This is a genomic window from Mucilaginibacter oryzae (assembly GCF_003148845.1).
Taxonomy (GTDB): domain Bacteria; phylum Bacteroidota; class Bacteroidia; order Sphingobacteriales; family Sphingobacteriaceae; genus Mucilaginibacter; species Mucilaginibacter oryzae.
Genome location: NZ_QGHA01000008.1, coordinates 1 through 15,803, shown reverse-complemented (window position 1 = coordinate 15,803; position 15,803 = coordinate 1). Strand labels below are relative to the sequence as shown.

The 15,803-nt window shown below is 43.1% G+C and carries 13 protein-coding genes and 1 rRNA gene; 10 read left to right on the top strand and 4 right to left on the bottom strand.

Annotation, left to right across the window (positions count from 1 at the left end; genetic code table 11):
* Positions 1-48: 48 nt before the first annotated feature.
* Entirely contained in the window at positions 49-918 is an 870-nt protein-coding gene (locus tag LX99_RS18620) for a DMT family transporter (protein ID WP_109609229.1), read from the bottom strand.
* Positions 919-1,280: 362 nt separating this feature from the next.
* Between LX99_RS18620 and LX99_RS18615 the strand changes: the two genes are divergently transcribed.
* The 3 genes from LX99_RS18615 to LX99_RS18605 all read left to right on the top strand — a co-directional run bounded on the left by LX99_RS18615 (position 1,281) and on the right by LX99_RS18605 (position 3,859).
* Complete coding sequence (locus tag LX99_RS18615; RefSeq protein ID WP_146203157.1) at positions 1,281-1,484, top strand: hypothetical protein; 204 nt, start codon at positions 1,281-1,283, stop codon at positions 1,482-1,484.
* Between the two features lie 308 nt (positions 1,485-1,792).
* Positions 1,793-3,229: an asparagine--tRNA ligase gene (asnS, locus tag LX99_RS18610; protein WP_109609227.1), complete on the top strand. Its 1,437-nt coding sequence runs from the start codon at positions 1,793-1,795 to the stop codon at positions 3,227-3,229.
* A 150-nt stretch (positions 3,230-3,379) separates the two neighbouring features.
* Positions 3,380-3,859 (top strand): SRPBCC family protein, encoded by a 480-nt coding sequence (locus LX99_RS18605; RefSeq protein WP_109609226.1) that lies wholly within the window; start codon positions 3,380-3,382, stop codon positions 3,857-3,859.
* 1 nt (position 3,860) lies between these two features.
* Here the strand turns inward: LX99_RS18605 and LX99_RS18600 are convergent, their stop codons facing one another.
* Positions 3,861-4,343 carry a hypothetical protein gene (locus tag LX99_RS18600; RefSeq protein ID WP_109609225.1) on the bottom strand — a complete coding sequence of 161 codons (483 nt, stop codon included), beginning with the start codon at positions 4,341-4,343 and terminating at the stop codon, positions 3,861-3,863.
* Between the two features lie 234 nt (positions 4,344-4,577).
* Here LX99_RS18600 and LX99_RS18595 point away from each other — a divergent pair, with 234 nt between their 5' ends.
* The 5 genes from LX99_RS18595 to LX99_RS18575 all read left to right on the top strand — a co-directional run bounded on the left by LX99_RS18595 (position 4,578) and on the right by LX99_RS18575 (position 10,208).
* A complete protein-coding gene (locus LX99_RS18595) occupies positions 4,578-4,949 on the top strand; it encodes a methionine-R-sulfoxide reductase (protein WP_109609224.1) in 372 nt (123 codons plus the stop codon).
* A 558-nt stretch (positions 4,950-5,507) separates the two neighbouring features.
* Positions 5,508-6,482: a ribonucleoside-diphosphate reductase small subunit gene (locus tag LX99_RS18590; RefSeq protein WP_022830658.1), complete on the top strand. Its 975-nt coding sequence runs from the start codon at positions 5,508-5,510 to the stop codon at positions 6,480-6,482.
* A gap of 150 nt (positions 6,483-6,632) precedes the next feature.
* Positions 6,633-9,005 (top strand): ribonucleoside-diphosphate reductase subunit alpha, encoded by a 2,373-nt coding sequence (locus LX99_RS18585; protein ID WP_109609223.1) that lies wholly within the window; start codon positions 6,633-6,635, stop codon positions 9,003-9,005.
* Positions 9,006-9,166: 161 nt separating this feature from the next.
* Entirely contained in the window at positions 9,167-9,373 is a 207-nt protein-coding gene (locus tag LX99_RS18580; protein ID WP_109609222.1) for a cysteine-rich CWC family protein, read from the top strand.
* Positions 9,374-9,449: 76 nt separating this feature from the next.
* On the top strand, positions 9,450-10,208 hold the full coding sequence (locus LX99_RS18575; protein WP_109609221.1) for a hypothetical protein: 759 nt from the start codon (positions 9,450-9,452) through the stop codon (positions 10,206-10,208).
* A gap of 459 nt (positions 10,209-10,667) precedes the next feature.
* Here LX99_RS18575 and LX99_RS18570 read toward each other — a convergent pair whose 3' ends face one another.
* Positions 10,668-12,380, bottom strand: coding sequence for a glycoside hydrolase family 3 protein (locus tag LX99_RS18570; RefSeq protein ID WP_109609220.1), 1,713 nt, complete (start codon positions 12,378-12,380; stop codon positions 10,668-10,670).
* 192 nt (positions 12,381-12,572) lie between these two features.
* Here LX99_RS18570 and LX99_RS18565 point away from each other — a divergent pair, with 192 nt between their 5' ends.
* Positions 12,573-13,253 carry a porin family protein gene (locus LX99_RS18565; protein ID WP_109609219.1) on the top strand — a complete coding sequence of 227 codons (681 nt, stop codon included), beginning with the start codon at positions 12,573-12,575 and terminating at the stop codon, positions 13,251-13,253.
* Between the two features lie 209 nt (positions 13,254-13,462).
* Here the strand turns inward: LX99_RS18565 and LX99_RS18560 are convergent, their stop codons facing one another.
* The gene (locus tag LX99_RS18560) at positions 13,463-14,872 is read right to left on the bottom strand and encodes a methyltransferase RsmF C-terminal domain-like protein (RefSeq protein WP_245927964.1); all 1,410 of its coding nucleotides are present in this window, start codon (positions 14,870-14,872) and stop codon (positions 13,463-13,465) included.
* A 701-nt stretch (positions 14,873-15,573) separates the two neighbouring features.
* Here LX99_RS18560 and LX99_RS18555 point away from each other — a divergent pair.
* A 16S ribosomal RNA gene (locus LX99_RS18555) occupies positions 15,574-15,803 on the top strand; the annotation flags it as partial.

Genomic DNA, 15,803 nt, shown 5'->3' with positions numbered 1-15,803 from the left:
CGTTTACTGCAAAGTTAGGGTAAAACGTTAATGGTTAATTAACATTCGTCAAGATACGGTTTTATTTACCTGATAACGAGGCTTCAAAAATGTTACCGCTATCCCGCCCAAAACAATTACACTTCCCAAAAACTCGTTAAAACCTAAGCGTTCATTCAATAAAAATGCCGCCAGCAGTCCCGCGAAAACCGTTTGGCTTAACAAAGCGATAGATACTTTGGTAGATTCGAGGTAGCGCAGCGAATAATTAATGGTAAGCCACCCGGCCAGCTGGCAAATTAAGCCCAAACCTATAAAGCACAGCCAAACTTTTGCCGAAAGGTGAATGATATCATGATGCATAATGCCGTTAATGAGCAGTAAAAACACGCTCGAACTCAGCATGCTGTAAAACATAAATGTAAACACATCAATACCGGCCATTATATTTTTGGTAATGATAATATAGGTGGCATAAAAAAAGCTGGCCAGTACAGCCAGCAATATGCCGGCATTAAGTTCCATATGTAAAATATGCTGATAGCCAACCAGTACCACCATGCCCATAATGGCTATAAACGTACCTATCCAAAACAGCAGACCCGATTTCTTTCTGAAAAACAAAAAACTCATCAGGCCTACCCAAACCGGGGCCAGGTTAGCAACAAGCGTTGATACCGTAGCGCTTATTTTTAACAGGGAAATATTCCATACCGCAATATCCATCGCGAAAATCATACCGGCGGCTATCGAGATCAGTAATTGCCTTTTTTGTATCCGGAGCTTGCCTTTAAAAATACAGAAAGGCGCCAGGCAAATCCAGGCCACAAAAACCCTGTAAAACGCCGAACCGATTGGTGATACACCCGCAAGCTTTACCAATATAGGCGAAAAAGAAATACATAAAATGCCAATAGCAAGGCTTAACCTCGGGTTCATGGGCAATAAATTTAATGAGCGGCAAACTTACTGAATGCGCGTGTAATATCGCCGTGTTTTAGATACCTTTATACTTCCTGTACAATAAGTTAACCTTCCATCCCGCTAAACAATGAAACACCCCTGGCTTGTACCGGCTGGCAAAAAACAAGCCTGCAGATCGTTTTTCCAGCTCAATACTGCTAATACAGGGCTATTATAAGCCTGGTTTACAAAAACTGTGAATAGAGCAAACAAATTGCGCTACAATAAGCTTTTATTATAAGCGACGAAAATTTAAAATAACTTTAAATCAACAATTTATATTACCTTTGTAACAAAGTTGGGTACTATTCGTAATAGTTGTAAACCTTATGTATGATATGAAAAAATCGTTATTAGCTATGGCCGCCATTTCCTTTTTGTTATTGGCCGGCTGCGAAAAAAGTAATGTGGCACCTACAAAAAACAGTACTTCTATAAAAAGCAATGCTGTTAATGCAACAAGTAAAACTAAAGATACCATTTGGCTTGCAAAACCGGCTATTACGCCAGCTATAAGCAAGGATACGATCTGGATTAAGTAACCACATTAAAAACGATCAGCGCGAACATTATATGTCCGCGCTGATCGTTATGTTGATATCGCCTTCCTGCTCCCTCCAAAGCTGATAACCTATCCTATTCCGAGCGTAAAATTGGCCTTCAGAGCATAATTACCGTACCAAATCCACATACCAATTTTATTTTACATATCGGGCATCATTATTGGCTTTTAACTTTGCGCACCTAAACGCCTCTTGCCTCATTTTACCCTCAGGTTTCAAAGCTTGGTTACATAATTAATTGTATTTTTGCGGCTCTAAATTTTAATACAAACACATAATTACACATTATGAGCCAGCGAACTAAGATCAAAGCATTGCTGCAAAGCCAGCAAACCGAAATTGATGTAACCGTTAAAGGATGGGTGCGCGCATTCCGTTCAAATCGTTTTATTGCTTTGAATGATGGCTCAACTAATAATAACATCCAGATCGTGGTTGATTTTGAAAACACCGATCCGGCCTTGCTTAAACGCATCACCGTTGGCGCGGCGCTTAGCGTTCAGGGTAAACTGATCGCCTCGTTGGGTAAAGGCCAAACTGTTGAGGTAGTTGCAAATGAAATTGAGATACTGGGCGATTGCGATCCTGAAACATATCCTATCCAGCCAAAAAAACACAGCTTAGAGTTTTTACGCGAAAACGCACACCTGCGTTTCCGTACCAGCACTTTTGGGGCTATTTTCAGGTTGCGCAACAGCCTGGCCTTCGCTGTGCACCGGTTTTTCCAGGAGCGGGGTTTTGTATACCTGCATACACCTATTATCACCGCCTCGGATGCTGAAGGCGCGGGCGAGACTTTTCACGTCACCAACTTCGACCTGAACAACATCCCGAAAACAGATACCGGCGAGATCGATTTTAAGCAGGACTTTTTTGGCCGCCCCACCAATTTAACCGTATCCGGACAGCTGGAAGGCGAGCTTGGCGCCATGGCCCTGAGCGATATCTATACTTTTGGCCCGACCTTCCGTGCCGAAAACTCAAACACTACCCGCCACCTGGCCGAGTTTTGGATGATTGAGCCTGAAGTTGCCTTTAACGATCTGGTTGACAACATGGACCTTGCCGAAGACATGCTGAAATACGTAATCAAATACGCGTTAGATAAAAACGCCGATGATATCGAGTTTTTAACCCAGCGCTTATTAGAAGAGGAGAAAACAAAGCCACAAAACGAGCGTTCGGAAATGACCCTGACCGAAAAATTGCAGTTTTGCTTAAATAACGATTTTGAGCGCCTTACCTACACTGAGGCTATTGAGATATTAAAAGAATCGACCCCGAACAAGAAGAAAAAATTTGTTTATCCGGTTGAAGGCTGGGGCACCGACCTGCAAAGCGAGCACGAGCGTTACCTGGTAGAGAAACACTTCAAAAAACCCGTGATCCTGACCGATTACCCAAAAGAGATCAAAGCGTTTTACATGCGCCAGAATGACGACGGGAAAACTGTACGCGCCATGGACATCCTGTTCCCGGGTATCGGCGAAATTGTAGGCGGTTCGCAGCGTGAAGAACGCCTGGATAAACTGGAACAACGCATGCACGAAATGGGCATCCCTACCCAAGAACTTTGGTGGTACCTGGATACCCGCCGTTTCGGTTCATGCCCGCATGCCGGTTTTGGTTTGGGTTTTGAGCGCCTGGTGCTGTTTGTTACCGGTATGGGTAACATTCGCGACGTGATCCCTTTCCCAAGGTTCCCAAAAAATGCGGAATTTTAGTTTTTTGGATTACACCGATTTTGGATTGATTACACCGATTTTTTGACTGCAAAAATTTAAGCTGATTTTTCTTATCTCATTTAAAAGGCTAATCAAAATAATCAACCTAATCTTAAAATCGGTGTAATCATCGAAAAATCCCCAAAAAAAATGCCGTCACAAATAGTACTTGCTATCCATATCAATGCGGCGGTTGAAAAGGTTTTTGATATCGCCCGTGATATTGATATCCACGTAGAATCAACCAGGCACACCGGCGAGCGGGCCATTGCCGGACGAACCAGCGGGTTGATTGAGCTTGGCGAAACCGTTACCTGGCGGGCTAAGCATTTTGGTGTATGGCAAAATCTTACTTCCAAAATCACCGAAATGGAATACCCTCATCATTTCACCGATATTATGGTTGATGGGGCGTTTAAAAGCTTTACACACGAACACTACTTTTACCCCATCCTGAACCAAACGATGATGCGGGATATTTTCACATTCGAATCGCCTTGCGGGATCCTGGGCGACGTGGTGAATAAACTTTTCCTTTCAAATTATATGACAAGGTTATTGCTGAAAAGGAATGAGGTAATCAGGCAATATGCTGAAGCCCCCCGGCCCCCTGAAGGGGGAGTTTTCTAAGCTATCCTAAACCGTTTACTACGAAACTAATAACTTCCTTTGTTTTCAGATTTATCCTTACCTGGAAATAACAATTCCCACCATCCAGTACCATAATAAATACCTTTTTCCAATCCTTCTTATTTGCTACGCTACATAAACAGTTTAGATATACTTCTTTTTCACCTTTTTGATTAACGCCTGCAATTACCTGCTTATAATATGTATCAGGATTTCTTACCAGGTTATAACCGCCTTTTTTTTCACGCTTTTCAATCGCTTTTTTTAAGATGATATCAATTTCTATAAAATCCGCATTTTCTAATTTTGTAAAGCGACAACCTTCCCCGAAGAAGGATCTGATTGCTTCCTGATCTTCAGGCAATACCGCATACTTAGACATATCAACAGGACAGATCTGTTTATATTCCAACAATTGCTTAGGTTGGCTAATCGGGTTTAATGACTGCAGTGAAATGAATAACGATAAGATGATTAAACGCATTGTGAAAAGCTAACAAGGTTAAGTTACACTTAAACGTTGATTTTCCGTTTTTATTTGACAAATTAAACACCGGCATACCATCTGCACATCTGAAATCTGCACATCTGCCCCCTCCGGTCAAACCATTGTAAACATCATCCTGGCGAACATTCTATCGCCTCAATTTGTCGTATCTTTATATAGTGAAATATGTAAAATTCACTAACTCACTAATTCAATAAATCACTAATCAGCATGCCATACAATCAATTAACACCCGAAGAAGAAAGGGTAATATTATACAAAGGTACCGAGCGCCCGTTTACAGGCTCATTACTTAACAATAAGGCACAGGGCCTGTACGTTTGCAAACGTTGCGACGCGCCCCTGTACCGGTCGGAAGATAAATTTGAATCATTTTGCGGATGGCCAAGTTTCGACGACGAGATTCCCGGTGCGGTTCGCCGCGAAGTGGATGCCGACGGCCGGAGAGTAGAAATTCTTTGTGATAATTGCGGCGCCCACCTCGGCCACGTGTTTGAGGGGGAATACATGACGCCTAAAAACACCCGCCACTGTGTCAATTCAGTATCGATGAAATTTGTTCCGGCTAACGACGCGAAATAAATCGTAAAACTTTAAGGAGTACGCCCGCAGGTTCACCGCTCGCGGGCGTATTGTTTTCCACATTCCTGCAGTTCATGCGTTTTTTAACCGCAATTTAAATATTGATACCACCGTTAAGCAAAGCCATTATGTAATCGGCAATAATTGTCGGCCAAACGTCAGTTATTTCGCAATGTTAAATTATCGTAATCCGCAAGTTTTGAAGATATTAAATTCGGTCATCCCTATTAATCGGCTGTTTTCAAGTCTGTTAATTTTCATGTGGACAACTCCGCCAGCGCGAAGTGTGGATAACTCGGGTATTTGTGAAAAACTATCGCTTACAACATCACAACCCAAACCTTAACTTTGCTGTACAAGGTAATAAAAAGGCATTCAGCCGGCAGCCCGACGCGTTCGTCAATTCCTAATTAAACAACTGGCTGCCAGAGAGTTACACAAAACAATTGCTAAGGAGCAATCCGAGGGCAACAAAATGTAAGGCTTTATTGAAAAATAAGGCCCGCTTTCGTGTCTGAATACCTCAACTGAATAAAAAATTAAAAAAGGTAAACTTCAATGAGTTTGGAAAACGAATTATTGCTAAGGGAAAACAAAGACCGTTTTGTTATCCTTCCCATCAAGTATCCTAAAATCTGGGAGATGTACAAAAAGGCCGAAGCCAGCTTCTGGACGGCTGAGGAGATCGACCTGTCGGACGATCTGAAACATTGGGAAAACCTTAATTCGGGTGAGAAACATTTTATTTCGCACATCCTTGCCTTTTTCGCGGCAAGCGACGGTATTGTGAACGAAAACCTGGCGGTAAATTTCATGAGCGAAGTTCAACTGCCGGAGGCACGTTGTTTTTACGGTTTCCAGATCATGATGGAAAATATCCACTCTGAAACCTATGCCCTGCTGATAGATACGTATGTAAAAGACCCAACTGAAAAAGACCGTCTTTTCCACGCGATAGAAACCGTACCATGTGTAGGCAAAAAAGCGGAATGGGCTCTGAGGTGGATCAATAACGGTAACTTTGCTGAGCGCCTGGTTGCTTTCGCCGCGGTAGAGGGTATTTTCTTTTCGGGAAGCTTCTGCTCTATCTTCTGGCTTAAAAAACGCGGCCTGATGCCCGGCTTAACTTTCAGCAATGAACTGATCTCGCGTGATGAAGGTTCGCACTGCGAATTTGCCTGCTTATTATATAGCATGCTTGAAAACAAATTACCGGCAGAACAGGTTACAAAGATCATTACCGACGCGGTGGAGATTGAAAAGGAATTTATTACCGATGCCCTGCCGGTTAACCTGATAGGCATGAACGCCAAACTGATGAGCCAGTATATTGAATTTGTGGCCGACAGGTGGCTGAGCGAACTGGGTTACGATAAATATTACAACGCGACCAATCCGTTCGACTTTATGGAGATGATCTCCCTGCAGGGCAAAACCAACTTTTTTGAAAAACGCGTGGGCGACTATCAAAAAAGCGGGGTATTAAACGCTTCGGCCGAGAGCAAAAGCTTCTCGCTGGATGATGATTTTTAATTGGGAGATCAGAGGTTGGAGATTAGAGGTTAGACCTTGCTTCAATGTCGTGCAACCCTTAAATCGGGAAATTAAGGTTCAGAAAATAATCAAATCACAATAATATTAACTTAAAAAAGCTTCGCTTTTAACGGGGCAAGGAGGGGGAAAATGTTCGTAGTAAAAAGAGACGGCAGAAAAGAGTCCGTAAAATTTGACAAGATCACAGCACGTATTGAAAAACTGTGCTACGGGTTTCAATTAGTCGACCCGATTGATGTAGCTAAAAAAGTAATTGAAGGTTTGTTTGACGGCGTAACCACCTCCGAGCTGGATAACCTGGCTGCCGAAACCGCCGCTTCATTAACCACCAAACACCCGGACTACGCTTTGCTGGCCTCGCGCATCGCGGTATCAAACCTGCACAAAAACACCATCAAATCGTTTTCTGAAACCATGCGCCTCCTGTATGAATATGTTGACAAAAAAACAGGTAAAGACGCATCGCTTATTGCCGATGATGTGTACGAAGTGATTAAAGAAAATGCCGAACTGTTAGACAGCACCATTATCTATGATCGCGACTTCGGTTTCGATTACTTCGGTTTCAAAACCCTCGAAAAATCGTACCTGCTAAAGATAGACGGGAAAATTGCCGAGCGCCCGCAGCATTTGTTTATGCGTGTTGCCGTTGGTATCCACAAAAACGATATCGAAAGCGTTATCAAAACCTACCATTTAATGAGCGAGCGTTGGTTTACACATGCCACCCCTACGCTGTTTAATGCCGGTACCCCGAAACCACAAATGTCGTCATGCTTTTTGTTAACTATGAAGGATGACAGCATTGAAGGTATTTATGATACGCTGAAACAAACCGCTAAAATTTCGCAAAGCGCCGGTGGTATTGGTTTAAGCATCCACAACGTAAGGGCTACAGGTTCGTACATCAGCGGCACTAACGGTACCAGCAACGGCATTATCCCAATGTTGCGCGTATTCAACGATACCGCCCGTTATGTTGACCAGGGCGGCGGCAAACGTAAAGGCGCTTTCGCTGTATACCTGGAGCCATGGCATGCCGATATCTTCGAATTTTTGGATCTGCGTAAAAACCACGGTAAAGAAGAAATGCGAGCCCGCGACTTGTTCTACGCCCTTTGGGTATCCGACCTGTTTATGCAGCGCGTAGAAGCCAACGAAGACTGGAGCCTGTTCTGCCCGCACGAAGCACCAGGCCTGGCCGATTGCTGGGGTAAAGAGTTTGAAGCGCTTTACACTAAATACGAAAGCGAAGGCCGCCAGCGCCGCACCGTGAAAGCTCAGGAACTTTGGTTCGCGGTATTGGATGCCCAGGTTGAAACCGGTACGCCGTATTTATTATATAAAGATGCAGCCAACGGTAAATCGAACCAACAAAACCTGGGTACTATTAAAAGCTCCAACCTTTGCACCGAGATCATCGAGTATACCGATGCAAACGAAGTTGCTGTTTGTAACCTGGCATCATTAGCATTGCCGCGTTACATTAACAACGGCGTGTTTGATCATGATAAACTGTACGAAGTAACTTACCAGGCTACCATCAACCTTAACAGGATCATCGACGGTAACTATTACCCGGTTAAAGAAGCGGAGTACTCAAACCTGCGTCACCGCCCTATCGGCTTAGGTGTGCAGGGTTTGGCCGATACTTTCATCCAGCTGCGTATGCCGTTTGAAAGCGACGAGGCTAAACAACTAAACAAAGAGATCTTCGAAACCATTTACTTCGCGGCCATGACAGCTTCGAAAGATATGGCTATCAAAGACGGGCCTTACGAAACCTTTAAAGGCTCGCCGCTGTCTCAAGGTAAATTCCAGTTCGATCTGTGGGGTGTTAAACCGGAGAGCGGTCGTTGGGATTGGGAAAACCTGCGTTTAGATGTAATGAACCATGGTGTGCGTAACTCATTATTGGTTGCACCGATGCCAACTGCTTCTACCTCACAAATTTTGGGTAACAACGAGTGCTTTGAGCCATATACTTCGAACATTTACACCCGCCGTGTTTTAAGCGGTGAGTTTATTGTAGTGAACAAATACTTACTGCGCGACCTGGTTAACCTTGGCTTGTGGAGCACCGGCATGAAAGATAAGATCATCAGCGCTAACGGTTCGATCCAGGATATTCCGGAAATCCCGGCTGATATCAAAGCGTTATACAAAACCGTTTGGGAGATTAAAATGCGCAGCATTATTGATATGGCTGCCGACAGGGGCGCGTACATTTGCCAGTCGCAATCATTAAACCTGTTCATCAACTCGCCAAACGCTTCGAAGCTGACATCAATGCACTTCTACGCGTGGAAAAAGGGCTTAAAAACAGGCATGTATTACCTGCGTACACAAGCAGCATCGCAAGCGGTTAAATTTACGGTTGAAAACCAGGGCGGTAAAAACATGGATCCGGTTATCCCGGCCGTTGTTGACGCTGTTGCCGACGAAATTCCTGCAGGCCCTACCTGCTCAATGGAAGAAGGCTGCGTGACTTGTTCTGCGTAACTTTTTAGTCGATAGACGATAGTCCATGGACCATAGCCAAAAAGCTATAGTTCATGGACTTTTTATTTTAATGACATTCATATTTTATAAGATATCCCGCCGTTAGATAACTTAGTAAACTTTTTCCATGGACTATGGACCATCAACCATGGACTAAACAAATGACCAAACACGAAATCATCCGTTGCGAACGCTGCCAAACGCCTTTTGAATGTAAAGCCAATTCATTCACCAAATGCCAGTGCAGTACGGTGCAGCTTACGCTTAACGAGGTACAGTATGTGAGTGAGTTGTATGATGGATGCCTGTGTGCTGATTGCTTGCTGGTTATTCAGCGGGAGTATAGGGAAAGTATGGGGTTGGTTTGATAAAGTCCGAAGATCTGTAAATTCATTTATAATTCATTGATTACAGTTATTTTAGCTTACAATTTCCAACAAAGAAATGACAAGCCTAAATAGTATCCCTGCATTATTGTTATTATGCCTTATTCTGTTCACAATAACAGCCTGCACAAAAAACGGCGAACCTAACGCGCCTACAGGTCAAATAGCTATCAGTAAATTAAAACTAAAAATAAACCAGCCCGATTCGATGCTGCTTGTTGGTGCAGATACTACTAAAGCAGTAACCTGGACCATCAACCCGGCAGGTTCAGATACGCTGCAAACCCATACTATTGCCGCCCTGGTTAAATTTAATAAGGCTGGGCAGTACACCATTAAAGCCAGCAATGGCGCTATCACCTCCAATACAGTTACCGTTACGGTAATCGATTCTGTCTGGGCACCGGTTTACAATGCAAATTTCTCTGCCGACGAGCAGATTAATTTTACGCCCCGTATTATTAAAAGCGCGCAATCCGATTCGAGCTACATAGGCTTTACAGCAACTACCAAAAACAGTTATTGCACCAATTCGCGCCTGGAGTATGGCAGTTATTTCGACAAATCCGACTATTATATCCAGTTCAATGGTATATTTTTCGTGATACCCGAATGCGGCATTGGCAGCAGCCCGGTTTCCGCCACTAACGATTATAGCTCTTATTTAACGCCGTTAAAGCCCGGTACTTATCCAATTCACATTCTTTTCGAGGGCACAAATCATAACGGCACGATAGAAGTTACCTCAACCCAGGTTATTTTTCATTGGGATAACACATCAGGGGTTATAATTTCGCCAACTACCTTGTCAAGGTAAAAGCTGTTCTCAATCGGCGAACAGGCAAGCTTAGCAAAACTTTAACCGGCAATAATCAACTGCCAATTAATCCTTTTCCATTTCCATCAGTCATACATATGTACATCTTCAATACAGATGATGAGTTAAAGAATTTGCGCCATGAAAAGGAAATTTGTTGCTTTGGCACTATTAAGAGCCTGTTTAAAAACAGATGAATAAAATTGTTATGTGTTGAAAAGTGGATAAAAAGGGAATCGCCGATCAAATGGTCATTTTTGTATTATTAGTGTAATTTGATAATTCGTAACAATTCGTGTAAAAATTTTAAATTACACATGCCAATATTTTTGTAACGGGTTAAAATCGATTTTCGTGGTAATTGTGTATAGTTTGAAAATCAATTCGTGTATGAATTCTGATTCGTGCTTTATTCAAATGGACACATTTGTTTAGAGCGTTCTCCTTTCCAATATTCGATTACAACCCCATCCCCGTAGTAAAAAATGCATTTATGCTCACCGGTAATTTACCCGTAGGTTTCAGGCTTCCGCTTAATACTTTAGCTGCCGATTTTTGCAGTTCGGGTGTCATCTGGTAGCAAACCATCAGGCTGCCGGCCTTTTCCAATCCCGGCAAACCGGCTATAGTATAGGCATTGGCAAATACGCTGAAGGCTGTGTTTTTACGCGAGGCCAGATCGGCTATCAACAACTTTACATCGTTGTTATAATCAAGTTTGCTTTGCGGGCGCAGGCGGGTATCATGGATCCCCACTATAATTTGTGGGTATTGTTTAAGCCAGGTAAGGATATTGCTGATTTCGATAGCCGGTGCATCCTTATGGACTATAAATATGCGGCTGTTAGGAAAGTATTTCGCGGTTTCCATCTGGAAAGGCGTTGGCGAGGTTACGCCAATGCTCACAATCGCTGTTTTTAAAAACGGGTTGAACTTTGGGTTACTGTTTTTTAACTGTGTAACCGCGGCGTCGCTGAGTTGTTGTACCAGGGTTTTAGCTGCATCGCTATTGATATCCTGGCTAAGGTTAACCAGCGAGGTTGGTTTATATTGGTTAAGCCCGGTCCAGTATTTTGCCGCGAGAATCTTTTTTATCCTTTGTTCAAACTCGGCGGCGCTAACGCTGCCATGCCTTACCGCCTTACGGATCAGGTTAATGGCCCGGTCCGAATTTTCTGATAATTCAATAATGTCGTTTCCGGCTATAAATGCCTTTACATCGGCCTCGCCATTAGGAAAATATTTGGTAACGCCTTTCATTTCCATAGCATCGGATATTACAAGGCCTTTAAATTTTAACGAATCTTTTAAAATGCCCGTAATAATAGGGCGCGAAAGGGTAGAAGGCAACTTCGGTGTTTTATCCAACGATGGGATGTTCATGTGCGCTATCATTACGCCACTGATACCCGCATTGATGGCCTCGCGAAAGGGGTACATCTCCAGCGAATCTAACCGCCCCCGGCTATAGGGCAGTAAGGGCAAATCAAAATGCGAATCTACATTGGTATCACCATGCCCCGGAAAATGTTTGGCTGATGTTAACAAGCCCGCATCCTGCATGCCTTTAAAGTAGGCTATCCCTTTTTTAGCCACATTATACATGTTATCGCCAAACGAGCGATAGTTAATAACCGGGTTGTTGGGGTTGTTATTCACATCCATATCGGGGCCAAGGTTCATTTGCATACCCAGGCGCTTAAAATCGTAAGCTACCTGTTGCCCCATTTTATAAATCAGGTTATTATCCTGTATGGCGCCCAAGGTCATCTGGTAAGGGTATGATATGGTAGAGTCAAGGCGCATGCCCAGGCCCCATTCGCCATCCATGGTTATTAGCAGGGGTACTTTGGCCAGCTTTTGATATTTATTGATAAGCGCGGCCTGCCGTACAGGCCCTCCCTGGAAAAAAACCACCCCGCCCAGTTGCTGTTCTTTAATTACCTGCCCAACCGAATCTTCATAGGCCTGCCCTTTATTGGTATGCGCGCGCACAAAAAGCAATTGTGCCACCCGTTGCTTCCGGCTCATTTTGTGATAAACCGAATCAACCCAGCGGTTTTGCCTGCTTAATGATTGGATATAACTTTCTCCCTGCCCAAAAGCATCACCGGCAAAAAAAATAAATATGATAATTATAAGATATGAAAAGCTGAGTTTGTTGCGTTGCATAGGCCAAATGTAGCGTAATTCTGAAATTTTGATGAAAATGATGTTGCAACTATCACAAAAATTAAACCACTAATAAACCTTCGTGTTATTTGGCAATCTATCACGTTTATAAACATACATACGTAACCGGGGCGTCGCGGGTTAAAGCTCAGGCAGCCTGCCGTTACTACACTATTAAAAACAAATAAAACGATGAAAAAATTACTCTTTTTGGCAATATGCCTTTTTAGCTTAGCTGGTTCGGTAAGTGCACAGGGATATTATTATGGCCCCCGCCATCGTCGCCCGCGCCCTGTTGAACGCCGCGAGCCGCAGCGCCGTTATGACGATTTTTATACACCCAAGGTTGGTGTTGCCGTAGGCTTAAACGCTTCCAATACGGTTGATGCTTACGATAGCCGTTTCAGTTCGAGTTCGATTGCAGGCTGGCATGCGGGTTTAACGTTTGATTTACCTATTACATATCCGCTGTCATTCGCGCCCGAAGTTTTGTTTTCGCAAAAGGGTTACGAGGCTAATGGTCCTGATTACAATTTTACCCAGCGTACCAATTATATCGATGTGCCTTTACTGGCTAAGTTCAGGGTAGTTAGGGGATTTAATTTATTGGTTGGTCCGCAGCTTACTTTCTTAACATCAACCAAGAATACGTACGATACCGGCGACGTAAGAACGATAGACCATATTGATAATGATGCATCGCACAGCTATGTAGCAGGTGTGGTAGGTGTTAGCTTTGATATTAACCGTAACGTAGAGATCCGCGGAAGGTACAACATTGATTTAGGCGAGAACCAGCCTTATGCCGATCAGAATTTACCCAGCTACCGCAACCAGGTTTGGCAAATTGGCTTAGGCTTTAAGTTTCAGTAAACCGGAATTACAAAAATTTGCCTGAGCCGGGTTTGAGTTAAAGATTTAATCGCTTTTTAAAACTTGATTTAAAGCTCTATTTTAAGTTGCAGTTTTATATCCTGAAAAAGCGTTTATCGGCCTACAAGACGCAGGTTTCTTAAGAAAGGAGTATAACAAAGCCGGTTTCCGTGTATTCGGAACCGGCTTCGTTTTTTTTGGTGAATTTATCACTCCCGCGGCGGATGAGCCGAAAGAATCCTGATTTCTTTAGGATAATAATTGTTGATGCGATTAGGCAGTAATTTAGCCCAGCCCAGCGGATGGTCTTGGTAAGTCATCAGTGTCCATCCTTTATCGGTAGTGTTTAAATCGATGTTATCCCTGCGCAGGTATTGAATGGCTTGTTCTTTATTTAAGGCGGTTTGCAAAACTGCATCTTTATTAACAATAACGCTTAAGGCCAGTTCATGATCGGGTATAAGATCTTTACCCGCAAGCTTGCCAATAAGTACGCCCGATTTTTTTATGTATAGATGGCGCTGCAAAATGTTGAGGCTTTCTTTATGATTGCGGTTAATAGCCATCCAATCATCATTTACTTTAAAGTAGTAAAACTCGTCCGGGTTGTTAATATATGAGCGCACCAGGTCAAGCTCTTTACCCGGAAGTTTTTGCTGTGTGTTGTTTTTAAAGGAAACCAGGTTGCCGCTGTTTTCTTTTTTGCGCAGGCACGAGGCAAATAATCCCTCGCCTTTCACCTTGCCTGGGTAAAACCGGTATCCCCAGGCTTTTTTTACCGGCGATTGTGTTTCAACAATTCCCCAGTCGTCATTAATCGGGATCCTTACACTTTCCAGTTCAAACGCTGTACATAACCAGTCAAGCATATCCTCGTTTTCCTGGTGCGAGTAGGAGCAGGTACTATAGATCAGGTAACCATCTCCTTTTAAAGCCGGGTATACATCGGCCAGGATACGTTCCTGCCGCTGATGGCATAAGTTTACATTACTTTCCGACCATTCGTTCATAGCCTCCGGATCTTTCCTGAACATGCCCGAACCCGAGCAGGGAGCATCTACCAGGATAATATCGAAAAAGCTTTTGAGGCGGGTAAAATCTTTGGGGTCGTTATTGGTAACTATGGTATTTGCAGTCCCCCACCTGCTCAGGTTGTCGGCCAGTATAGGTACGCGGGTTTTGATGATCTCATTGGCCACTAAAAGATCAGCGGGTTGCAGGGCCGAATTAAGTAACGTGCTTTTGCCTCCGGGGGCCGCGCAAAGGTCAAGCACCTTTATGGTATCGTCATTATTTTGATGGATGTTTTTAACGATATGGTCAATAAACATAGATGATGCTTCCTGCACATAATAGCAACCGGCATGAAAAAGGGGATCAAAAGTAAACGACGGACGGCTATCGAGATAATACCCTTGCGGGCACCATGGCACATTTGATGTGTTTTTTAGATCGGAAAGCTTAAAAGGATTAACCCTTATGGAGGTTGGCGCATCTTCAAACCGATGCGCTTTTATAAAATTTTCTTCGTCGAAACCATCTTCTTTGCTCAATGAGGCGATGAAATTGGGTGGGAAATTATGCTCGTTCATATACATTTCAAATATACGGATAACCATAATGTAACGCCTTATATAATAAACATGCACTAAATCAGGGTACGGATGCTTGGTTTACAGCGAGTTGCGAAATTGTTTTAATTATTTAAAATTTCTTATGGCTGATAGTGGTTTTTCTCTTTACATTTGCAGCCCCGCTCAACCGGGAGAGGGTTGTTTTTTGAAATTAAGGTTGAATAGAAAAAGGTTTAAAAAAAGTTGAAAAAACTTTTTGATAGCTAAGAAAAAATTCACACCTTTGCAGCCCGCAAACGAGGAAGAAAAGAGAGGGGTGAGGCGGTTCAAAACTTGAAATAAAAAAATAAAAAAAGTTTTGGAAATAAAGAAAAGGTTGTTACCTTTGCAACCCCGAACGGAAGGGAGCTTGAAAGAGCGAAAGAAGTTGAGGCTAAGCGAGTTTAGCTGATAAGAAAGAAGAAGTTTAACAGGCTTCAAAACAAAAAGTGAAAGGGAGCGATTCCCGCGCTAAAAAATTGACAAATCAAACCGGTTAAAACCGGAGATTATATAGCTGAACTGAGAAGGGAGGCGAAAAAGTTCTTTTAAGAAATGGAAATCATGTAGCGTAACGGGAGGTGAGCTAAGACTAAGGTCAAAGTAAACCGAAGAGTTACAATAAAACAAGCGGAATCTGTATAAAGATATATAATGAACAGATTCTATTATTAATAATAGGGTCAGAGATTCAAACAAAGCATTTTACAATGGAGAGTTTGATCCTGGCTCAGGATGAACGCTAGCGGCAGGCCTAATACATGCAAGTCGGACGGGATTGGGACTTCGGTTCCATGAGAGTGGCGCACGGGTGCGTAACACGTATGTAACCTACCTTAGTCAGGGGGATAGCCTCTCGAAAGAGAGATTAAGACCGCATAAAATCATGATATGGCATCGTATTATGATCAAATATTTATAGGACTAAGATGGGCAT